Origin of the sequence: Thauera sp. 2A1, from assembly GCF_009469595.2 — a bacterium.
In the GTDB taxonomy this organism is placed as follows: Bacteria; Pseudomonadota; Gammaproteobacteria; order Burkholderiales; family Rhodocyclaceae; genus Thauera.
In genome coordinates this window covers 113,938-134,534 of the sequence record NZ_SSXV01000012.1, presented here as the reverse complement: position 1 = coordinate 134,534, position 20,597 = coordinate 113,938, and the positions used below count along the sequence as shown (strand labels likewise).

Below are 20,597 nucleotides of genomic sequence, written 5' to 3'. Positions count from 1 at the left end.
CGGCGGGGATGGTGTTGATGTACTCGGTCGTGGCCGAGTAGGGGATGTTCACCCCTTCCTGGCGCGCCGTCGCAATCAGCGTCTCGATCAGAAAGTGCGCACGCTCAGCGCCTGCGTGCTCGATGACCGAGGCAATCGCCTCCAGCCATTCCTGCGTCTCCTGGGTATCCGTATCGGCTTTCAGAAGAACGTTGGTGTTCCCGGTCATGTCTGTCTCCTCATGACGTGTAGTTGGCGAATTCCACCCGGTCGGGCGGCGCTGCACTTGCTCGATGGTTGCGCGAGACCAGCCCGGATCGCAGGACGGCTCACGTTTCGTAATATAAAATACGATTTCATTACGTGCAATAAGGCGTATGGATTTTTTTCCTTTTGCCAGGGGGGGGCGGAAGTCGTCGCTGCTGTTCCATATGCAGCATCCAGGGACACAAAATGCAGCCCAGGCATCGGCTCCGCAGAAGGAGCAGAATCCGAGTTCCCGCAAGAACGCGGCACTGCACTACCTGTTGCCGGACGGAGCTGCATCCGCCGGGCTGCCCCAGCCGTCGTCGTCGCCCCAACCACCGTCGCCACCGCCCGCGCCGCCCTCGACCCTGATCTGGATCGTGTCGAGGTCGATCTTGACCTTGTCGGCGAGGCCGAAGGTCACCAGGCCCGGGAATACCACCAGCGCGACCACCATCGCGATCTGCATGATCACGAATGGAACCGAGCCGCGGTAGATGTCCATCGTCTTCACGCCGGCCACGCTCTTGCGCGTCACGCGGTCGATGAAGTCCTTCGCTGGCGCCACGCTGCGCAGGTAGAACAGCGCGAAGCCGAAGGGCGGGGTCAGGAACGATGTCTGCAGGTTCATCGCCAGCAGGACGCCGAACCACACCAGGTCGATCCCCAGCTTGTCGGCCACTGGAGCCAGCAGCGGGACCAGGATGAAGGCGATCTCGAAGAAGTCGATGAAGAAGCCGAGGAAGAAGATCACCGTGTTCACGAACACGAGGAAGCCGATCTCGCCGCCGGGCAGCTTGTCGAACAGGTGCTCGACCCAATGCGGGCCATCGACCGCGGTGAAGGTGAAGCTGAAGATCGTCGAGCCGATCAGGATGAACAGCACGAAGCACGACAGCCGTGCGGTGGATTCGAGCGCGTGCTTCAGCAGCCCCATGTCGAGCTTGCCGCGCGAGATCGCCATGATCATGCCGCCGACGGCGCCCATCGCGCCACCCTCGGTCGGCGTGGCGACGCCGAGGAAGATCGTGCCGAGCACCAGAAAGATCAATGCCAGCGGCGGGATCAACACGAAGGTCACGCGCTCGGTGAGGCGCGACAGCAGGCCCATGCCGGTGACCTTGTTGACCATCGCGGCGACGAACGCGAACAGGGTGCCGCCAGTGAGCGCAACGACAACGGTTTCGTCGGCCGCCGGCTTGACCTCGGTGCCCTTGAACGCACTCACGATCTCGCCGTAATGCATGCCGAATGCAACGGAGACGATCGTGACGAACAGGAAGAACACGCCGAGCGAACGCATGCCCGAGCTGCCGTCGGGCTCGCGATAGGTCAGCGCTTCGGGAGGCAGGGCGGGAACCATCGACGGCTTAAAGACCGCCAGGCCGATGATGAACAACACATACAAGCCGATCAGCACGAAGGAGGGGACGAAGGCACCCAGGTAGAGGTCGCCGACGCTGCGGCCAAGCTGGTCGGCGATCACGATCAGCACCAGCGAGGGCGGCACGATCTGCGCCAGCGTGCCCGAGGCGGTGATCGCGCCGCTGGCGATGGCCGGGCTGTAGCCGTAGCGCAGCATGATCGGCAGCGAGATCAGGCCCATCGAGATCACCGCGGCGGCGACCACGCCGGTGGTCGCCGCCAGCAGCGCACCGACGAAGATCACGGCCAGTGCGAGACCGCCGCGGATCGGGCCGAACACCTGGCCGACGGTGTCGAGCAGTTCCTCGGCCATGCCGCTGCGCTCGAGGATCAGGCCCATCAGCGTGAAGAAGGGAATCGCCAGCAAGGTGTCGTTCTGGATGATGCCGAAGATGCGCAGCGGCAGCGCCTGGAACAGGCTGGGTGGCAACATTCCGGCTTCCATGCCGATGAAGCCGAACAGCAGGCCGCATGCGGCGAGCGCGAAGGCGACCGGGAAGCCGGTGAGGAGGAAGGCAAGCAGCGCTCCGAACATCATTTCCGGGGCGTGAGAGACGAACAGTTCGATCATTTCTGCACCTCGCCGGCGTTGTCATGATGGGCGTGCGCCTCGTTGTGCGAGTCGTGCGCACCGTGCAGCAGCGGATTGGGCACCTTGCCCTGCAGGAAGGCGAAGCGCTTGATCAGTTCCGAGATTCCCTGCAGGCCGAGCAGGGCGAAGCCGATCGGCACCAGGGCATACACCGGCCATCGGATCAGGCCGCCGGCGTTGGACGACATCTCGCCCGACAGGTAGGCGCCCTTCACCACCGGGAGGGCGAAGGCGATCATGAGCCAGCACATCGGCAGCAGGAAAACGATGATGCCGGCGATGTCGATGAACATGCGGGTGCGCATCGACAGCCTGCTGGCGACGACGTCGATCCGCACGTGCGCGTTTTGCAGGAAGGTGTAGCCGGCGCCGAGCAGGAAGACCGCACCGAACAGATACCACTGGATCTCGAGGAAGGCGTTCGAGCCGAAGTTGAAGGCCTTGCGCGCGACCGCGTTGGCGGCACTGATCACCGTCGCGGCGAGTACCAGCCAGATGATGAACTTGCCGAAGGATCGGCTCACGGCATCGATGATGCGTGACAAGCGGAGTAGGGTGTCCATGGGGATCGCCTGAGAGCTTGAGTGCATGAGCGCCGAGCGCGACGGGGCGTGCGCTCGGCGAAACGGGGGCTTCGGGGGCTCGACCAGGCCGCCGGACGCTTGTACTGCGCGTCCGGTGGCCATCGCCTCAGAGTTTCTGGCCGGCCAAGTACCGCGCGTAGTTGCTTTCCGCCACCGCGTCCCACTGCACCTGCTCGGCAAGGAAGCGGCTGTAGTCGGGGTAGATCTTCTTCCAGTTGGTGTTCTTCTCGTTCAACTCGGCATAGACCTCGCGCGAGGCCTTGAACGCGGCGTCCATGAAGTCCTTCGGGAAGCGCGAAAGCTTGGCACCCTCGGCGATGAGCTGCTTCAGCGCAGTCGGGTTGCGAGCGTCATAACGCGCCTGGCAGCCGACGTGCGCCGCACGCGCGGCCTGTTCGACGATCGCCTTGTACTCGGCCGACAGGCCATTCCATTGCTTGTCGTTGATGTACACCGAGAACTGCGTGCTGCCTTCCCACCACGCCGGAAAGTAGTAGTGCTGCGCGACCTTGTGCAGGCCGAGACGCAGGTCGTCGGACGGACCGATCCACTCGGCGGCGTCGATCGTGCCCTTTTCAAGCGCCTGGTAGATCTCGCCGGCCGGGATATTCTGTGGCACCGCGCCGAGCTTCGCCAGCACGCGGCCGCCGAAGCCGCCGACGCGGAACTTGAGGCCGTCGAAGTCCTTCACCGACTTGATTTCCTTGCGATACCAGCCGCCCATCTGGGTGCCGGTGTTGCCGCACGGGAAGTTGATGATGTTGAACTGGGCGTAGTACTCGCGCATCAGCTTCATGCCGTTGCCCTCGTACATCCACGCCGTCATCGAGCGCGAGGTCATGCCGAACGGAATCGTGCAGTCGAGCGCGAAGGTTTCGTCCTTGCCGAAGAAGTAGTACGGCGCGGTGTGGGCGCATTCGATCGTGCCCTGCTGAATCGCGTCGACCACCCCGAAGGCGGGGACCAGTTCGCCCGCCGGGTGCACCGAGATGACGAACTTGCCGCCGCTCGCCTCGGAAACGTATCTGGCGAAAGCTTCGCTCGCGCCGAACACGGTTTCGAGCGACTTCGGGAAGCTCGATGCCAGGCGCCAGCGCATCTGCTGCTGGGCATGGACGATGGCCGGTGCGGTGCCCGTAGCCAGAATGCTGGCCATGCCGGCGCCCTGCAGGAATTTACGACGTTCCACGATGCCTCCTCCTCGCGCGTGTTTGCTCGTTCTGATCGTGAATGCCGATGGGGATATAGGGAGCGTTGTCGATCGTGCTGTCGCAGATCGACAACGCTCCTGTCACCGGAAAGACAAGCCTTTTCGTCTCCACCTTCTTTGATCCGCAGGGCGGACTGGTATTGGTGGACAGCCGGTATGGCTGGTCTTACCAACATTTTTTTGCGATGCTATCCTTCGCGCCGGGAAGCTTGCAAGTGATTTCAACCCGATGGGCGCGTGAGAGCGGGAAAGTCCTGCCTTTCAGTGGCCCAACGCGCCGGTGCGTTAATGCCGCATCGTGGTATGGGGACCCAATCAGGACTATTCCCGCGTTGAAGGTTGCCCCCGGAACGTGGAATGCACGCCAGGCAACATTCCGGCGTACGGGCCGGCCGGCCATAGAGAATCTTGCATCTGAAGACCATCGTCATGACTACAACACGATCGTTTCAAGCTGTCGTCCAGCCACGAAGAACACGGCTCTCAGATGCCATCGCCGAGCAGATCGAAGGGATGATTGCGAGCGGCGCGCTGAAACCCGGATTCAGCCTGCCGTCCGAACGCGATCTTTCCAAGCAATTGGATGTGTCGCGGCCTTCGCTTCGCGAGGCTTTGCTGATCCTCGAGAGCCGGGGGCTCCTGCAGGCGCGTCGAGGCGGCGGCTACGACGTGACCGACGTGACCGGACCGATCATCACCGACCCGCTGGTGCATCTGCTGCAGCGTCATCCGTCGGCCATTGACGACATTCTCGAACTGCGCCACGGGCTTGAATGCATCGCCGCCCAGTTCGCCGCGCTGCGTGCCACCGACAAGGACATCAAGAAGCTCGGCAGTCTGGTGGCGAGCATGCGAAAACGAAAGGGCGAGTTCGACCCATTCGAGGACGCCGATCGCGATGCGGACTTTCACATGTCGGTGGCAGAGGCTTCGCACAATCTGGCCCTCGTCCATGTGACGCGGGGTCTGTTCAACCTGATGCGCATCAACATGCTGCGCTCGCGTGAGGCGCTTTACCACCAGCAGGACAACGTCGGCCTGCTGGACGAGCAGCATGGCGAGATCGTGAAGGCCATCGCCGCGCGGGATCCGGTCGCGGCTCGCAAGGCGGCCAACCTGCACCTCAGCTTCGTGCAGGCGAGCCTGCGCGAAGTGACCGAAAGACAAACGAGCAAAGCCGCTGTGCGCAGCAAGCGGGTGCCTGCCAAACAGCAGGAGGACGCTGGCGACCCGGACGGCGTCGCTGGCGATGCCCCGTGAAATCCCGCGGTTTCCTGCTTCGATGAGGCCGTCTCGTCGGCATCGGGATCGGTACGCCGATCGAGATGCCGACGGCAGGGCGCGCGAGCACCACTCGGGACGAAGCCCGCGCCAGCGCCCTACCCGGGATTAGCGCCGGGCAGGCCGCGTTCCGCTCAGGGGTAGAGGCCGCGTTCCGCGCGCGCCTCGAGCACTCGGTGACAGGCGATGATGAACGCTGCGGTGCGCAGCGGTACCTGCTTCTCCTGTGCCAGTTTCCAGATCGCGCCGAAGGCGCCCACCATGATGCGCTCCAGGCGCTGGTTGATCTCCTCTTCGGTCCAGAAGAAGCTGGAGAAGTCCTGCACCCACTCGAAGTAGGACACGGTCACGCCACCGGCGTTGGCGAGGACGTCTGGTACGACCAGGATGCCGCGCTCGCTCAGCACGTCGTCGGCAGCCGGCGTGGTCGGGCCGTTGGCACCCTCGACGACGATGCGTGCGCGCACGCCGGCGGCGCGTTCGGCGGTGAGCTGTCCTTCCAGCGCGGCGGGCACGAGGAATTCGCACTCCAGACGCCAGAATTCCTCGATGTCGATCGGCGTGGCGCCGGCAAAGCCCTTCAGCCCGCCATGCGCGGCGGCATGCTCGAGCGCAGCCGGGACGTCGACGCCGGCTTCGTTCACCAGCGTGGCGGTGTGGTCGCCGACCGCGATCACGCGCGCGCCGGCTTCGTGGAAGAGCCGCGCGCCGATGCCACCGACGTTGCCGAAGCCCTGCACGACCACGCGCGCGCCTTCGATCGGGATGTGAAGGTGGCGGCCGGCCTCGCGCGCGGTGATGTACACGCCGCGCCCGGTCGCCTCCTGGCGGCCGAGGCTGCCGCCGAGCGCGATCGGCTTGCCGGTGACCACGCCGGTGGCGGTGCCGCCGCGGTTCATCGAGAAGGTGTCCATCATCACCGCCATCGTCATCGCGTTGGTGCCGACGTCCGGCGCGGGGATGTCCTTGTCGGGGCCGATGATGATGCCGATCTCCGAGGTGTAGCGGCGCGTGATGCGCTGCAACTCGCCCTTGCTGACGCTCGCCGGATCGACGCGGATGCCGCCCTTGGCGCCGCCGAAGGGTAGGCCGACCGCGGCGTTCTTGATCGTCATCCAGCCGGCCAGCGCCATCACCTCGTTCAGCGTGACGTCGGGGTGGAAGCGCACGCCGCCCTTGCCCGGGCCGCGCGACAGGTTGTGCTGCACCCGGTAGCCCTCGTAGTGGGCGACGCTGCCGTCGTCGCGCTCGATCGGCACGTCGACGATCAGCGCGCGCTTGGGATGCTTGAGGGTCTCGATCCAGCGTTCGAGGGAGCCAAGATGCGGGCGCACGCGCTCGATCTGCTCGATGAAGCTCGCCCACGGCTCGGGGGCGGCCGGGTTCAGGTAGGAAAGGCCGCCGACCCGGTCCAGGCCAGGGTTGTCGTTTTGCGTCGCACTCATCCGTGTGCCTCTTGGTGGTGTGGAAGGTGCGCGCATTGTGTGGAGCGCCGTGCGCCAGAGGCATGCCGTTGCTTCATCGAGTCATGCGTCTTGCGCATAGCCGCCCGTGAAGTGAGGCGCAAGTGGGGGAGGAATCAGGACTGAGGTTGGCTGGCGGCCGCGGCGAGGTGCTGCCACAGGCGCAGCAGCTCGGGCCTGGTGTTGGCACGGTCACGATACAGGCGCACCTCCATCTCCAGGCTCCACTCCGGACCGCCTGCGCTCACCACTTCGCCGCGCTCCACTTCGCGGCACACCGCGCTGGCAGGCAGGAAGGCGAGGCCGTGGCCGGCGAGCAGCATCGCCTTCAGGCTTTCCGCCATGTCCGATTCGTACTGCAGGGCAAGGTGCGCCGGGTGCGGCGCGCGGTCGAGGATGGTGTCGACCATGCGTCGCAGGTAGGTGTTGGGGCCGTAGCGCAGGAAGGGGATTGGCGCTGCGGCGCTGCCCGGCAACTGCCAGCCGGCGGCGCTGGCGAGGCGGCGCGGCAGGTAGGGGCGCACGCGCTCGACCGCGAGGTGCAGCGCTTCGAAGCGCGCCGGATCCAGCCACACCGGATGGGCCGGATGGTGGTAGCACAGCAGCAGGTCGCAGCCGCCTTCGCTCAGCATCATCACCACGTCATGCACGTTGCCGGCCACCAGCCGCGTCGGCACGTCGCCGAAGTCCGCCTTCAGGCGCGCAAGCCAGGCCGGGAAGAAGGCGAAGGCCAGCGTGTGCGGCACGGCGAAGACGAGCGCGCCGCCTGCGGTCGCCTGATGCCCGCGCACCAGGGCGCGGGCGGCGTGCAGCCGGTTGACCAGATCGGCCGCCGGTCCCTTGAAGGCCTCACCAGCTTCAGTGAGCCGCGTGGGGAAGGTGCTGCGGTCCACCAGCGCAACGCCCAACCAGGCCTCGAGCGCGCGCACACGGCGCGAGAACGCCGGCTGCGACACGTGCCGCTGCTCGGCCGAGCGCGAGAAGCTGCCGCTATCGGCGAGGCTGAGGAAATCTTCCAGCCATTTCAGTTCCATCGTTTGGCTTCCCCGGGGTACGAGGGTCGCGCGCGGCCTGTGGCCCGTGTCGCCCGCGTGTGGACGTCTGCCAGCCGCACGTCCACGCTCTCGGGCTCTTCCTGCCGGCCGCACAAGAAGCATCTGCCACCAGGCGCAACAACAAAAGGCCGAGGCAGGCCTGGGCTTGTTGCGCATGGGCTCATCGCAGGGGTCAGGCCGCCAGACTTTCCCAGTCCAGGATGACCTTGCCGCTGTTGCCGGAGAGCATGGTTTCGAACCCCGTCTTGTAGTCCGCGACCGGGAAGTGGTGCGTGATGATCGGACTCAGGTCCAGCCCGCTCTGCAGCATCGCGACCATCTTGTACCAGGTCTCGAACATCTCGCGGCCGTAGATTCCCTTGATCTCCAGGCCCTTGAAGATGACCTGGTTCCAGTCGATCGCGGTGTTGGAAGGCGGAATGCCCAGCAGCGCGATCTTGCCGCCGTGGTTCATGTGCTCGAGCATCGAGGTGAACGCGGACGGCACGCCGGACATCTCCAGCCCGACGTCGAAGCCTTCGACCATGTGCAGCTCTTCCTTCACGTCGGCGAGGTTCTCGCGGCTCACATTCACCGCCCTGGTCGCGCCCATCTTGCGTGCAAGCTCCAGGCGGTGGTCGTTCACGTCGGTGATGACGACATGGCGCGCGCCGACGTGGCGCGCGATCGCCACCGCCATGATGCCGATGGGACCTGCGCCGGTGATGAGCACGTCCTCGCCGACCAGGTTGAACGACAGCGCAGTGTGGGTGGCGTTGCCGAAGGGGTCGAAGATCGCCGCCAGGTCGTCGGAAATGTCATCCGGGATCTTGAAGGCGTTGACCGCCGGGATCGCCAGGTACTCGGCGAACGCGCCCGCGCGGTTGACGCCCACGCCCACGGTGTTGCGGCAGAGGTGGCGGCGGCCGGCACGGCAGTTGCGGCAGAAGCCGCAGGTGATGTGCCCTTCGCCCGACACGCGGTCGCCGATCTTGAAGCCGCGGACCTCCTGGCCCATGTCGGCGATCACGCCCACGTACTCGTGGCCCACGTGCATGGGGACGGGAATGGTCTTCTGCGCCCACTCGTCCCACTTCCAGATGTGGATGTCCGTACCGCAGATCGCCGTCTTCTTGATCTTGATGAGGACATCGTTGTGTCCGACTTCCGGTCTTTTCACGCTGGTCAGCGTGAGCCCTACCGACGGGGTCAATTTAGCCAAGGCTTTCATGGGGTTCCTCTCAATCGATATCAGTGCTCGCGCTCACGCAATCGCGCCGAGTGCCTTGCCCACCTTGGCGAAGGCCGCCACGGCACGGTCGATCTGCTCGGTGGTGTGCGCGGCGCTCATCTGCGTGCGGATGCGCGCCTTGCCCTTGGGCACGACCGGGAAGGAGAAGCCGATGACATAGATGCCTTCCTTCAGCAGCTCGTCGGCCATGCGACCGGCCAGTTGCGCGTCGCCGAGCATCACCGGGATGATGGGGTGATCCTTGCCCGCCAGCGTGAAGCCGAGCCTGCTCATCTCGCGGCGGAAATACTCGCCGTTTTCGCGCACGCGACGGCACAGCTCCAGACCTTCGTTGCTGTCGAGCAGCTCCAGCACCTTGATCGAGGCGGCGGCGATCGAGGGCGCGAGCGTGTTGGAGAACAGGTAGGGCCGCGAGCGCTGGCGCAGCAGCTCGATGATCTCCTTGTGGCCGGAGGTATAGCCACCCGAGGAGCCGCCCAGGGCCTTGCCGAGCGTGCCGGTGATGATGTCCACCCTGCCTTCCACGCCGCAGTATTCCGCCGTGCCGCGGCCGTGCGTGCCGACGAAGCCGACGGCGTGCGAGTCATCGACCATCACCAGCGCGCCGTACTTGTCCGCCAGGTCGCACACCGACTTCAGGTCGGCGATGACGCCGTCCATGGAGAACACACCGTCGGTCGCGATGAGCTTGAAGCGCACGCCGGCGGCATCTGCCGCCTGCAACTGGGCCTCGAGGTCGGCCATGTCGTTGTTGCGATAGCGGTAGCGCTTGGCCTTGCACAGGCGCACGCCGTCGATGATCGACGCGTGGTTGAGCTCGTCGGAGATGACCGCGTCTTCTTCGGTGAGCAGGGTCTCGAACAGACCGCCGTTGGCGTCGAAGCAGCTCCCGTACAGGATGGTGTCCTCGGTGCCGAGGAATCGCGAAATGCTCGCTTCGAGCTGCTTGTGCACCGACTGCGTGCCGCAGATGAAACGCACCGAAGCCATGCCAAAGCCGTCCTCGGCCAGGCCTTCCTGCGCCGCCTTGACCAGACGCGGATCATTGGCGAGTCCAAGATAGTTGTTGGCGCAGAAGTTCAGGACGTCCTTGCCGGTGGCAAGGTGGACCTGCGCGCCCTGGGGGCTGTCGATGACGCGCTCGGCCTTGTAGAAGCCGTCGGCACGGATCTGATCGACGACGCCCTGCAGATGGGTAAGGAAGCGCGCGCGGGCCGGGGATTGGGGTTTGCCGCTCGTAGCGACGGCAGTTTCAAGGTTCTTGTTCATCACGACTCCATTGCAATGGTTGGGGACTTGTTGGATGGCATGACAGCCTGTGTTCAGGCGCTTTCCAGGTCGAGCAGCTCACCACTCTCCGCCGCACAGGCGGCGGCGGTGAAGACGACGTCGGTCGAGGAGTTGAGCGCGGTCTCGCACGAGTCCTGCACCACGCTGATCACGAAGCCGATCGCCACCACCTGCATCGCCACGTCGCCCTGGATACCGAGCAGGCTGGTGGCCATCGGGATGAGCAGCAGCGAGCCGCCCGCCACACCCGACGCACCGCACGCGGCGAGCGCGGACACGACGCACAGCAGCAGCGCGGTGGGGAAGTCGACCGAGATGCCCAGGGTATAGGCGGCAGCCAGCGTCATCACAGAGATCGTGATCGCGGCACCACCCATGTTGATTGTCGCGCCGAGCGGGATCGAGATCGAGTAGGTGTCCTCGTGCAGGCCCATGCGCTTGCACAGCTCGAGGTTGATGGGGATGTTGGCCGCCGAGCTGCGGGTGAAGAAGGCGGTCACGCCGCTTTCACGCAGGCAGGTGAGCACCAGCGGATAAGGGTTGGTGCGCAACTTCCAGAACACGAACAGCGGGTTGACCACCAGGGCGACGAACAGCATGCAGCCGACGATCACCATCATGAGCTTGCCGTAGCCGAGCAGCGCGTCGAAACCGGTCTCGCCCATGGTGGCGGCGACGAGGCCGAAGATGCCGAGCGGGGCGAAGCGGATCACGGTATGCACGATCGAGGACACCGCGTCGGCGACGTCGTTGACCATCTTCTGCGTGCTTTCGGCGGCATGGCGCAGCGCGACGCCGAGGCCGATCGCCCACGCCAGGATGCCGATGAAGTTGCCTTCCATCAGTGCACGCACCGGGTTGGAAACGACGCTGAGGAGCAGGTTCTTCAGCACTGCCAGGATGCCTCCCGGCGGCGCGCCGGTGGCTGCCGGCGCGTTGAGCACCAGCGTGGTCGGGAAGGTGAAGCTGGCAGCCACCGCCACCACCGCGGCGGCGAAGGTGCCGAGCAGGTAGAGGATCAGCACCGGGCGGATGTGCGTGGGCTGGCCCTTCTTGTGGTTGGCGATCGCCGCCGTCACCAGCACGAACACCAGGATGGGGGCGACCGCCTTCAGCGCGGCGATGAAAAGGTCGCCGAGCAGGGCGACCGACTTGGTGGCGCCCGGCGCGATGAGCGCCAGGGCGATGCCCAGGACCAGACCGATCGCGATCTGGGAGATGAGGCTCATGCGCATCAGGCGCTGCAGAGCCGTCGGGTTTGCGGTAGTCATTGCATGTCTCCTCGTTGCTGCTTGTTGCTATGGGTTTGAAGGTGAGAACGGCATTTGCTGCGGGATGCGGCGCCGGCGCGCGCAGCCACGCCGAGCGCGATCAGCACTCGGGGAAGCTGACGGCAAGGCCGCCGCGGGAGGTTTCCTTGTATTTGTCCAGCATGTCGCGGCCGGTGTCGCGCATGGTGCGGATCGCCTGGTCCAGCGAGATCGCGTGGTCGCCGTCGCCGCGCAGGGCGAGCTGGGCAGCGTTGATCGCCTTGATCGAGGCCATCGCGTTGCGCTCGATGCAGGGCACCTGCACCAGGCCGCCGACGGGGTCGCAGGTCAGGCCCAGGTTGTGTTCGAGGCCGATCTCGGCCGCGTTCTCGACCTGCTCCGGAGTGCCGCCAAGCACTTCGGCCAGGCCGGCGGCGGCCATTGCGCAGGCGGAGCCGACTTCGCCCTGGCAGCCGACTTCGGCGCCGGAGATCGAGGCGTTCTTCTTGCACAGCGCGCCGACAGCGGCCGCGGCGAGCAGGAAGTTCTCCACGTCGCGCGGGCTGCTGCCCGGCATGAAGTTCATGTAGTAGTGCAGCACCGCCGGGATGATGCCGGCGGCGCCGTTGGTGGGCGCGGTGACGACGCGGCCGCCGCCGGCATTCTCTTCATTGACGGCGAGCGCATACAGGTTGACCCAGTCGAGCGCCGCCATGGTGTCGCTGATCAGGTTGTGGCCGGTGGCGCGCTCGCTGAGCTTGCGGTGCAGGGCCGCCGCGCGGCGGCGCACGTTGAGCCCGCCGGGCAGGATGCCTTCCTGCGTGATGCCCCGCGCCACGCACCCCTGCATGACGTCCCAGACGCGCTTGAGCGCGGCGCGGGTCTCGTCCTCGCTGCGCCAGGCGCTCTCGTTGGCGAGCATCAGCTCGCTGATGCGCAGGCCGTGGCGGCGGCACTGCTCGAGCAGTTCGGCGCCGGTGTCGAAAGGGTAGGGCACCGTGACCGCCGCCTCGGCGGAGGTGCCCGACTGCGCGTGCGCCTCGTCGATGACGAAGCCGCCGCCGATCGAGTAGTAGGTGTTCTCGTACGCCACGCCGTCCTCGCCGTGCGCGACCAGGCGCATCGCGTTGGGGTGGTAGGGCAGGTTGACCGGCAGCAGGCGCATGTCGCGCGCCCACTCGAACGGGATGGTGCGCTGGCCCATGACGGAGAGCTCGCCATCCAGCTTGACCCGATCGACCGCGTCGACGACGAAATCCGGATCGACCGCGTCCGGCCGCGCGCCGAGCAGGCCGGCGACCACCGCGCGATCGGTGCCGTGGCCGACGCCGGTGGCCGACAGCGACCCGTACAGTTTCACTTCGATGCGCCTGACGCGGTCGATCAGCCCCTGCTGCGCCAGCGCCGCGGCAAAGTCGTGGGCGGCGCGCATCGGTCCGACGGTATGCGAGCTGGACGGTCCGATGCCGATCTTGAACAGATCGAGTACGCTGATGGACATGGGCTGCTCCTGTTGAGGTTGGGGCTTGGTTTAACGAATCTAATCACTAAAATTCTTATTGCTGCATCAATGGAATTTTCTGTTGATTCCTGAGGCAGCTCAATCGATAGATTTTTACGCTGGATTTAGGATTGCTAAACCATGAATCCTTTTGCGCCCTCCCAAGTCCATGCCCGGCTGCGCGTCTTCCTGGCCGCTGCACGCCACCTCTCCTTCACCCGCGCCGGGGAGGAGCTGCACATCACCACCGGCGCCGTCAGCCAGCAGATCAAGCTGCTCGAGGACTGGCTCGGGCAGCGCCTCTTCCGCCGCCTGCCACGCCGGCTCGAACTCACCGACCCGGGCAATCGCCTGCTGGCCGCCGTCGATCCTGCCTATGCGTCGGTCGACCTGGCGATCGGGCGCCTGCGCGGCGGCGCGCTCAGCGGCGTGGTGCGGGTGCGCACCCTGCCTTCCTTCCTCGCCACCTGGCTGGTGCCGCGGCTGCCGCGGCTGATGGCGCGCTATCCCCAGATCGAGCTGCAGGTGGTGGCGGAGGACAGCACGTATTCGCTGCGCGATGGCGAGTTCGATCTGGCGATCGACCTCAATGACGGTACTTACCCCGGCTTCCAGAGCACGATGCTGCTGGAGGAGGAGATCTTTCCGGTGTGTTCGCCCGCCCTGCTGCTCGGCCGCCCGCCGCTGGATTCGCCCGATGAGCTGCATCACTATCCCCTGCTGCATGACATGACGGCCTGGCGCGGCAGCCCCCCGTATGCGGAGTGGGAGCGCTACCTGCGCGCCATTGGTGCGCCACAGGTGGATGTGCGGCGCGGCTACATGTTCAATCGCAATCACATCACGATGCAGTGCGCGATCGCCGGCATGGGGCTGGCGATCGCACGGCGCACCCTGATCACCAACGAACTCGACAGCGGACGTCTGGTGGCGCCTTTCAGCCAGTCGGTGCGCACCGGCAAGCGCTACTGCCTGGTGTATTCGGCCGGCGCACTCTCCGACCCGCGCGTTTCCATCGTGCATGACTGGCTCGTCGCCGAGGCGGGCGAAGCCCAGGCTGGCGGTGCACCGGCGCAAGTCGTCGGCGACGGCGCCGGCCGGTGACAAGACCGAACCGGCGCCGCAGCGGTGGTGGCAGTCGGTGTCAGCCGATCATGTTGCCCGGCAGCCAGGTCACCAGGCCGGGGAAGACGTACAACAGCACCACGGCGAGCACCATCAGCAGGAAGTAGGGCACCGCATACTTCGCGAGTGTCGTGATCTGGCGGCCGCTGAGGCCCTGCAGCACGAACAGGTTAAAGCCGACCGGCGGCGTCACCTGCGCCATCTCCACCACCACCACCACGAAGATGCCGAACCAAAGCGGATCGATGCCCGCGGTCTGGATCGTCGGCATCAGCACCGCCATCGTCAGCACGACGATCGAGATGCCGTCGAGGAAGCAGCCCAGCAGGATGTAGAACGCGGCCAGCGCGATCAGCAGCATGCCCGGCCCCAGGTTCAGCGTGGCGATCCACTCCGCCAGGTGGCGCGGCAGACCGATGTAGCCCATCGCCAGCGTCAGGAAGGCCGAGCCGGCCAGGATGAGCGCGATCATGCAGTACAGGCGGGTGGCGCCCATCAGCGCGGCGACGAAGCTCTCGCGCGTCAGCGACTTCTGCGCTGCGGCGATGATCAGGCTGCCGATCACACCGATGCCGGCGGCCTCCGTCGCGGTGGCGATGCCGCTGTAGATCGAGCCCAGCACGCCGCCGATCAGCAGGATCACCGGAATCAGGTTGCGCGAGGCGTGCAGCTTTTCGGCGAAGGTGGTCTTGAGCTCGGCGGGCGGGATGCGGTCCTTGTTCAGCAGCGACCACAGCACCACCCAGCCCATGAACAGCGAGGCCAGCAGCACGCCCGGCAGCACGCCGCCGATGAAGAGCTTGGCGATCGACACGTCGGCGGCCACGCCGTAGACGATCATGATGATCGACGGCGGGATCAGCAGGCCGAGCGTGCCGGCGCCGGCCAGCGTGCCGAGCACCATGGATTCGGGATAGCCGCGGCGCGTGAGCTCGGGCAGGGTGATCTTGCCGATGGTTGCGCAGGTGGCGGCCGACGAGCCCGACACCGCGGCGAACAGCGTGCAGCCGATGATGTTGGTGTGCAGCAGGCGCCCCGGGAGGCGTTCCAGCCACGGCGACAAGCCCTTGAACATGTCTTCCGACAGCTTGGTGCGGAACAGGATCTCGCCCATCCACAGGAACAGCGGCAGGGCGGTCAGCGTCCAGCTCGATCCCTGGCCCCAGATCGCAACGGCCATGCCGTCGCCGGGCATGCGGGTAGTGAAGCCGAGCATGCCGAGCACGCCGATGGCGATCAGCGCGAGGCCGATCCAGACGCCGCCGGCGAGCAGCACCAGCATCAGCCCGATCAGGGCAAAGGCGCTCGTAATTTCCATGATGATCGTCCTTATTCGATGCGGGCGGCTTCGGAGCTGGCGCCGGCAAGGCGCACCGGCTCGCGGCCGAGGGAAACCTGGATGAAATCGTCGAGCACGGCGATCAGCAGCACCACGGCGCCGATCGCCATCGACAGTTGCGGAATCCACAGCGGCGTGGCGTCCACGCCCTGCGACACTTCCTCGAACTCATGCGACTGCAGCACCAGCCGCACCGCATACCACGCCAGCATCGCCGCCACCGCGGTGCCCGCGCCATGCGCGAACAGGTCGACCGCCCGGCGCAGGCGCGGTCCGCAGCGGTCGATCAGCAGGCTGACGCGGATGTGCTCGCCGTGCTTGAAGGTGTAGGCCATGGCGAGGAAGCCGCAGGCGGCCATCGCATAGCCGGCGTAGTCGTCGGTTCCGGCCAGGTAGATGCCCAGCGGGCGGGTGACGATGCCGGCCGATACCAGCAGCAGCGTGGCGATCATGCCGACTGCGGCGAGCACGCCCGCCAGGCGGTAGAGAGAGTCGAGGAAAGTGCGCATGGGAGGCTCTCCGTGGAGGACGGGGCCCGCGCGGGCCCCGTGCGGCGAGATGGACTTCGAGATGGGCTTACTTCAGCTTGCGGTAGGCGTCGAGCACTGCCTTGCCGTCGGCGCCAGCCTTCTCGGCCCATTCCGCGGTCATGCGCTCGCCGATCTTGAGCAGGTCGGCCTGCAGTGCGGCGGGCGCCGGCTGCACCTTCATGTTGTTGGCCTTGAGCTGGTCGACGTACCACGCGGTCTTTTCCTGCGACAGCTTCCAGCCGCGCGTCTCGGCCGCTTCGGCTGCCTTCAGCACCACCTGCTGGGTCGCCGGGTCGAGCGCGTCGAAGGCCTTCTTCGACACGAACACGATGTTCTTCGGCAACCAGGCCTGGAGGTCGTAGAAGTAGCTCAGTTGCTCCCAGCTCTTGCTGTCATAGCCCGTCGCCGAGGACGTCAGGTTGGCCGACACCACGCCGGTCGACAGCGCCTGGGTGAGGTCGGCGGCCTGCACGGTGACCGGCTGCGCGCCCATCAGCTCGATCATGCGCGCCACGGTGGGGCTGTAGGAGCGGATCTTCATGCCCTTGAGGTCGGCCAGCGTGTTCATCGGCGTCTTGGAATAGAGGCCCTGCGGTGGCCACGGCACCGAGTACAGCAGCTTCAGGCCGTTCTTCGCCAGCCGCGCCTCCACCGCCGGACGCGAGGCCTGCCACAGCTTGTGTGAGTCGGCGTAGCCGGAGGCGAGGAAGGGCACGGTGTCGAGCGCGTAGATCGGATCCTCGTTGGCCAGCCCGGAGATGATCGCTTCACCGATCTGCGCCTGTCCGCCCTGCACCGCGCGCTTGATCTCGTTCGCCTTGAACAGCGAACCGTTGGCATGCACCGTGATCTTGAGCTTGCCACCGCTGGCCTGGGCGATCTCGCCGGCGAACTGCTGAATGTTCTCGGTGTGGAAGTTGTTCGCCGGGTAGGGCGTGGGCATGTCCCATGCGGTCTGGGCGTGGGCTGCGACGGCGATGCCAAGGCCGGCCACGGTTCCAGTGATTGCCTTGAGGAGAGGGTGCGAGAGCTTCATGAGGTGGGCTCCTGAAGTGGAGGACGGGAAGAAACGCGGAGTGGCTGGCGACGGACTGCAATCCATAAGTCACCGTTATTGCACGATAGAGATTTTATGGGTATCTTGTCAACAAAACGTAGACGTTTTTTAGAAAAAACATCTTCAAAACATCGACACAGTCAAAAGGAGGCCTCATGGTCGACAGCACCCGCATCGTTTCTTCGGAGCACCTGGTGTCGCCGAAGTCGCCGGAATTGTCCGAGTTCGAGTTCGGCCTGATCATCGCCTGGCACGCCTTTGCGCGCTGGATGATCCGCTGCATGAGCGCCGCTGGCGTGAAGGACATGACGCCCACCGACGTGCTGGTGCTGCACCACGTCGCGCATCGCGACACCGAGAAGCGCCTGGCCGACATCTGCTTCGTGCTCAACGTGGAAGACACCCACGTCGTCTCCTATTCGCTGCGCAAGCTCGCCGGCCTCGGCCTGGTGAAGAGCGCCAAGCAGGGCAAGGAAGCGTTCTTCTCGGTCACCGACAAGGGCCGCGAGATCTGCCTCGCCTACCGTGACGTCCGCGACGCCTGCCTGATGCCCGGGTTCACCGGTAGCGCCGAGGACAACGCCCAGATCGGCGAACTGGCGCGCCTTCTGCGTACGCTGTCGGGCCGCTACGACCAGGCTGCGCGCGCGGCCTCCACTTCATCCCTCTGAAACCTAAGGAGAGCGCCGGTGAGCGTTTCCATCCTGGATGCCGGTGATGCGGCATTGACCATCGAGTTCGGCGATGCGATCGACCCCAGCCTGCTGGCCGCGGTCAATGCGCTCGATGCCGCCATTGCGCGCCGCCAGGCCGAGGGCGGGCTGGCGGGCCTGATCGAGACCATGCCCACCTTCCGCTCGCTGACCCTGTTCTACGATCCGCTCGCCACCGGTCGCGAGGCCCTGGTGGCCGAGCTGCGGCCGCTGCTGGACGCGGCCGGACGGGGCGCGCCGGCGCCCGGCCGGCAGTGGCGCCTGCCGGTGTGCTACGAGGGCGAGGCTGCGCCCGACCTGGCCGAGGTGGCGCGCACGCTGGGCATCACCGAGGCCGAAGTGGTCGCGCTGCACGCCGGCACCGACTATCTCGTCTACATGCTGGGCTTCCTGCCGGGCTTCCCGTTCATGGGCGACCTGCCCCGGAAGCTGCGCCTGCCGCGTCGCGCCGAGCCGCGCGTGCGCGTGCCGCCGGGCAGCGTGGCGATCGCCACCGGCCTGACGGCGATCTACCCTTGGGAAAGCCCCGGCGGCTGGCATCTGCTGGGCCGCTGCCCGGTGCCGCTGTTCGACGCCCGGCGCGATTCACCTTCGCTGCTGGCGGCAGGCGACCGCGTGCGCTTCGTGCCGGTCGGCGCCGACGAATATCGCGCCATCGAGGCCGGCCTGAACAGCGGCGAGATCGACCCGTTCATCTGGCTCGATGCGGACGCGAAGCGCGTGACCGCTGCGCAGGAGGGCGCATGAACACGAAGGCCGAACTCGAGATCCTCGCCGCGGGGGCGTATGCTTCGGTGCAGGACGGCGGTCGGCGCGGCCACCGGCGCATCGGCGTGCCCTGGGCGGGTGCGCTCGACTCTCGCCTGATGCGCATCGCCAACGCGCTGGCGGGCAACGCCGAGGGCGCGCCGGTGATCGAATGCTTCGACGGCGGCCTCCAGGTGGCGGCGCGCGGCGGCGCGGTCCGGGTGGCGGTGGCGGGCGACGCCAGTGTCGAAGTCGAGGGCCGTGACGGTCGCCGCAACCTGCCGTCGTGGCGCTCGGTGACGCTGGCCGAAGGCGAGAGCCTGCGCATCCGGCGGATGCTCAGCGGGCGCATCGCGGTGGTCGCGGTGGCGGACCTGGCGCTGCCCGCGGTGATGGGCAGCGCCGCGACGTATGTGCGTGCCGGCCTCGGCGGGCTGGGCGGCAAGGCGCTGGCCGCAGGCATGCGGCTGCCGGCCGGTGCCGGCGACGGCGTCGACCGCGCCCTGCCGCAGCCGCCGCTGGCCGACGCCGGCCCGATCCGCATCGTGCCCGGCCCGCAGGCCGGGCATTTCACCGACGACGCGCTGCAGACCCTGACCGCAGCCGAATACCGCGTCACCGCCGAGGCCGACCGCATGGGCGTGCGCCTGGAAGGCCCGCGCCTGGCGCATCGCGGCGCGGCGGAGATCGTGTCCGACGCCACCGTGCCGGGCTCGATCCAGGTGCCGGGCAACGGTCAGCCCATCGTGCTGCTGGCCGACGCGCAGACCGCCGGCGGCTATCCCAAGATCGCCACCGTGATCAGCGCCGACCTCGGCCGCCTGGCCGCACTGCGCCCGGGCCAGGCCTTGCGCTTTGCCACGGTGACGGCGGACGAGGGCGCCACCATCGCCCGCGCCCAGGAAGGCGAGACGCGCGCGCTGATCGGCGCGATCCGTCCGCTGCTGCCCGACGGCATCGATGTCGCCGTGCTGTACAGCGCCAACCTGGTCGGTGGCGTCGTGCACGCGCTGGCGGCCGACTATCGCCCGCTGCCATCCGATCACGCTTGCAACGAACGGAGCTCGAACCCATGAAGATCAACCTCAACGCCGACCTCGGCGAATCCTTCGGCGCCTGGAAGATGGGCGAGGACGAAGCCTTGCTGCAGGTGGTGCGCTCGGCCAACGTTGCCTGCGGCTTCCATGCCGGCGACCCGCTGGTGATGCGCCACACGGTGCGCACTGCACAGGCGGCCGGCGTCAGCCTCGGCGCCCATCCGGCCTACCCCGACCTCCAGGGCTTCGGCCGGCGGCCGATGAAGCTCGCGCCGGCGGACCTGGAAGCCATGGTGATCTACCAGGTGGGTGCCCTGATGGGCATGGCCGCGGCCGAAGGCGGGCGCGTCACCCATGTGAAGCCGCACGGCGCGCTCAACAACCAGGCCTGCGAGGATGCGGTGCTGGCCGACGCGGTGGCGCGCGCGGTGCGCGCGGTCGATCGCGAATTGATCCTGCTCGCGCCGGTGCTGTCCGAACTGCACCGCGCCGGCGAACGCGCCGGCCTGCCGGTGGCGGGCGAGATCTTCGCCGACCGCGCCTACACCGACCAGGGCATGCTCGCGCCGCGCGGCCAGCCCGGAGCGGTGCTGCACGACCACGACGAAGTCGTCGCCCACGTGCTGCGCATGCTCGACGCCGGCGGCCTGGTGTCGCAGAGCGGCAAGGTGCTGCCGGCGCGGATGGAAAGCATCTGCGTGCACGGCGACAACCTTGGCGCGGTTGAGAGCGCGCGGCATCTGCGCGAGGCGCTGGAAGCGCGGGGCTGGTCGGTGCTCACCCTGCCGGAAGTCCTGCAGCGCTGAACATCGCCTGCAGCCGCAGGCGATGAGCGCCGATTCTTACGGGAAGCCTTATTTGTCCTGGACAAAATTGATAATTTTGCCTAGTCTCCGGTTGTAGATCCGGTAGATACGCACTTCCATTGTCAACCTTCTCCGG

General features: G+C 66.7%; 19 protein-coding genes. 6 read left to right on the top strand and 13 right to left on the bottom strand.

Going from position 1 to position 20,597, the window contains the following annotated elements; genetic code table 11:
* The 4 genes from GH664_RS12925 to GH664_RS12910 all read right to left on the bottom strand — a co-directional run.
* A partial coding sequence (locus GH664_RS12925; RefSeq protein ID WP_153168486.1) for a hypothetical protein occupies positions 1-208 on the bottom strand: 208 nt, incomplete at its 3' end.
* 291 nt (positions 209-499) lie between these two features.
* Entirely contained in the window at positions 500-2,221 is a 1,722-nt protein-coding gene (locus GH664_RS12920) for a TRAP transporter large permease subunit (protein WP_153168485.1), read from the bottom strand.
* Entirely contained in the window at positions 2,218-2,805 is a 588-nt protein-coding gene (locus GH664_RS12915) for a TRAP transporter small permease subunit (protein WP_153168484.1), read from the bottom strand. The genes GH664_RS12920 and GH664_RS12915 overlap by 4 nt, the downstream gene beginning before the upstream one ends.
* A gap of 127 nt (positions 2,806-2,932) precedes the next feature.
* Positions 2,933-4,015 carry a TRAP transporter substrate-binding protein gene (locus GH664_RS12910; RefSeq protein ID WP_153168483.1) on the bottom strand — a complete coding sequence of 361 codons (1,083 nt, stop codon included), beginning with the start codon at positions 4,013-4,015 and terminating at the stop codon, positions 2,933-2,935.
* 429 nt (positions 4,016-4,444) lie between these two features.
* Here GH664_RS12910 and GH664_RS12905 point away from each other — a divergent pair, with 429 nt between their 5' ends.
* Entirely contained in the window at positions 4,445-5,296 is an 852-nt protein-coding gene (locus GH664_RS12905) for a FadR/GntR family transcriptional regulator (protein ID WP_228111495.1), read from the top strand.
* 155 nt (positions 5,297-5,451) lie between these two features.
* Here the strand turns inward: GH664_RS12905 and GH664_RS12900 are convergent, their stop codons facing one another.
* The 6 genes from GH664_RS12900 to GH664_RS12875 all read right to left on the bottom strand — a co-directional run bounded on the left by GH664_RS12900 (position 5,452) and on the right by GH664_RS12875 (position 13,107).
* Positions 5,452-6,762, bottom strand: a complete 1,311-nt coding sequence (locus GH664_RS12900; protein WP_153168482.1) for a Glu/Leu/Phe/Val dehydrogenase — start codon at positions 6,760-6,762, stop codon at positions 5,452-5,454.
* A 134-nt stretch (positions 6,763-6,896) separates the two neighbouring features.
* Positions 6,897-7,814 (bottom strand): LysR family transcriptional regulator, encoded by a 918-nt coding sequence (locus GH664_RS12895; protein WP_153168481.1) that lies wholly within the window; start codon positions 7,812-7,814, stop codon positions 6,897-6,899.
* Positions 7,815-8,007: 193 nt separating this feature from the next.
* Positions 8,008-9,045 carry an L-threonine 3-dehydrogenase gene (tdh, locus tag GH664_RS12890; RefSeq protein WP_153168480.1) on the bottom strand — a complete coding sequence of 346 codons (1,038 nt, stop codon included), beginning with the start codon at positions 9,043-9,045 and terminating at the stop codon, positions 8,008-8,010.
* A gap of 33 nt (positions 9,046-9,078) precedes the next feature.
* The gene (locus tag GH664_RS12885; protein WP_153168479.1) at positions 9,079-10,335 is read right to left on the bottom strand and encodes a glycine C-acetyltransferase; all 1,257 of its coding nucleotides are present in this window, start codon (positions 10,333-10,335) and stop codon (positions 9,079-9,081) included.
* Positions 10,336-10,388: 53 nt separating this feature from the next.
* Positions 10,389-11,627, bottom strand: a complete 1,239-nt coding sequence (gene sstT, locus GH664_RS12880; RefSeq protein ID WP_153168478.1) for a serine/threonine transporter SstT — start codon at positions 11,625-11,627, stop codon at positions 10,389-10,391.
* Between the two features lie 100 nt (positions 11,628-11,727).
* Positions 11,728-13,107: an L-serine ammonia-lyase gene (locus tag GH664_RS12875; protein WP_153168477.1), complete on the bottom strand. Its 1,380-nt coding sequence runs from the start codon at positions 13,105-13,107 to the stop codon at positions 11,728-11,730.
* 141 nt (positions 13,108-13,248) lie between these two features.
* Between GH664_RS12875 and GH664_RS12870 the strand changes: the two genes are divergently transcribed.
* The gene (locus GH664_RS12870; RefSeq protein WP_153168476.1) at positions 13,249-14,211 is read left to right on the top strand and encodes a LysR substrate-binding domain-containing protein; all 963 of its coding nucleotides are present in this window, start codon (positions 13,249-13,251) and stop codon (positions 14,209-14,211) included.
* A gap of 40 nt (positions 14,212-14,251) precedes the next feature.
* On the opposite strand, the gene GH664_RS12865 is transcribed toward GH664_RS12870, so the two are convergent.
* The 3 genes from GH664_RS12865 to GH664_RS12855 all read right to left on the bottom strand — a co-directional run bounded on the left by GH664_RS12865 (position 14,252) and on the right by GH664_RS12855 (position 17,137).
* Positions 14,252-15,550: a TRAP transporter large permease gene (locus GH664_RS12865; protein ID WP_153168475.1), complete on the bottom strand. Its 1,299-nt coding sequence runs from the start codon at positions 15,548-15,550 to the stop codon at positions 14,252-14,254.
* 11 nt (positions 15,551-15,561) lie between these two features.
* On the bottom strand, positions 15,562-16,080 hold the full coding sequence (locus tag GH664_RS12860) for a TRAP transporter small permease (protein WP_153168474.1): 519 nt from the start codon (positions 16,078-16,080) through the stop codon (positions 15,562-15,564).
* A gap of 67 nt (positions 16,081-16,147) precedes the next feature.
* Positions 16,148-17,137: a TRAP transporter substrate-binding protein gene (locus tag GH664_RS12855; RefSeq protein WP_153168473.1), complete on the bottom strand. Its 990-nt coding sequence runs from the start codon at positions 17,135-17,137 to the stop codon at positions 16,148-16,150.
* A 176-nt stretch (positions 17,138-17,313) separates the two neighbouring features.
* Here GH664_RS12855 and GH664_RS12850 point away from each other — a divergent pair, with 176 nt between their 5' ends.
* Genes GH664_RS12850 through GH664_RS12835 form a run of 4 tightly spaced genes read left to right on the top strand, consistent with a single transcriptional unit; the run spans position 17,314 to position 20,461 of the window.
* On the top strand, positions 17,314-17,829 hold the full coding sequence (locus GH664_RS12850; protein ID WP_153168472.1) for a winged helix DNA-binding protein: 516 nt from the start codon (positions 17,314-17,316) through the stop codon (positions 17,827-17,829).
* 18 nt (positions 17,830-17,847) lie between these two features.
* Entirely contained in the window at positions 17,848-18,618 is a 771-nt protein-coding gene (gene pxpB / locus GH664_RS12845) for a 5-oxoprolinase subunit PxpB (protein WP_153168471.1), read from the top strand.
* Positions 18,615-19,694 (top strand): biotin-dependent carboxyltransferase family protein, encoded by a 1,080-nt coding sequence (locus tag GH664_RS12840; RefSeq protein WP_153168470.1) that lies wholly within the window; start codon positions 18,615-18,617, stop codon positions 19,692-19,694. Before pxpB ends, GH664_RS12840 begins: the two co-directional genes overlap by 4 nt.
* Positions 19,691-20,461, top strand: a complete 771-nt coding sequence (locus tag GH664_RS12835) for a LamB/YcsF family protein (protein WP_153168469.1) — start codon at positions 19,691-19,693, stop codon at positions 20,459-20,461. Before GH664_RS12840 ends, GH664_RS12835 begins: the two co-directional genes overlap by 4 nt.
* The last annotated feature ends 136 nt before the right edge of the window (positions 20,462-20,597 follow it).

Excerpts from the sequence above, each read along its gene's own strand:
- GH664_RS12920 (WP_153168485.1), bottom strand. The coding sequence starts at position 2,221 with ATGATCGAACTGTTCGTCTCTCACGCCCCGGAAATGATGTTCGGAGCG.
- GH664_RS12915 (WP_153168484.1), bottom strand. The coding sequence starts at position 2,805 with ATGGACACCCTACTCCGCTTGTCACGCATCATCGATGCCGTGAGCCGA.
- GH664_RS12900 (WP_153168482.1), bottom strand. The coding sequence starts at position 6,762 with ATGAGTGCGACGCAAAACGACAACCCTGGCCTGGACCGGGTCGGCGGC.
- GH664_RS12895 (WP_153168481.1), bottom strand. The coding sequence starts at position 7,814 with ATGGAACTGAAATGGCTGGAAGATTTCCTCAGCCTCGCCGATAGCGGC.
- tdh (WP_153168480.1), bottom strand. The coding sequence starts at position 9,045 with ATGAAAGCCTTGGCTAAATTGACCCCGTCGGTAGGGCTCACGCTGACC.
- GH664_RS12885 (WP_153168479.1), bottom strand. The coding sequence starts at position 10,335 with ATGAACAAGAACCTTGAAACTGCCGTCGCTACGAGCGGCAAACCCCAA.
- sstT (WP_153168478.1), bottom strand. The coding sequence starts at position 11,627 with ATGACTACCGCAAACCCGACGGCTCTGCAGCGCCTGATGCGCATGAGC.
- GH664_RS12875 (WP_153168477.1), bottom strand. The coding sequence starts at position 13,107 with ATGTCCATCAGCGTACTCGATCTGTTCAAGATCGGCATCGGACCGTCC.
- GH664_RS12870 (WP_153168476.1), top strand. The coding sequence starts at position 13,249 with ATGAATCCTTTTGCGCCCTCCCAAGTCCATGCCCGGCTGCGCGTCTTC.
- GH664_RS12865 (WP_153168475.1), bottom strand. The coding sequence starts at position 15,550 with ATGGAAATTACGAGCGCCTTTGCCCTGATCGGGCTGATGCTGGTGCTG.
- GH664_RS12860 (WP_153168474.1), bottom strand. The coding sequence starts at position 16,080 with ATGCGCACTTTCCTCGACTCTCTCTACCGCCTGGCGGGCGTGCTCGCC.
- GH664_RS12855 (WP_153168473.1), bottom strand. The coding sequence starts at position 17,137 with ATGAAGCTCTCGCACCCTCTCCTCAAGGCAATCACTGGAACCGTGGCC.
- GH664_RS12850 (WP_153168472.1), top strand. The coding sequence starts at position 17,314 with ATGGTCGACAGCACCCGCATCGTTTCTTCGGAGCACCTGGTGTCGCCG.
- GH664_RS12840 (WP_153168470.1), top strand. The coding sequence starts at position 18,615 with ATGAACACGAAGGCCGAACTCGAGATCCTCGCCGCGGGGGCGTATGCT.
- GH664_RS12835 (WP_153168469.1), top strand. The coding sequence starts at position 19,691 with ATGAAGATCAACCTCAACGCCGACCTCGGCGAATCCTTCGGCGCCTGG.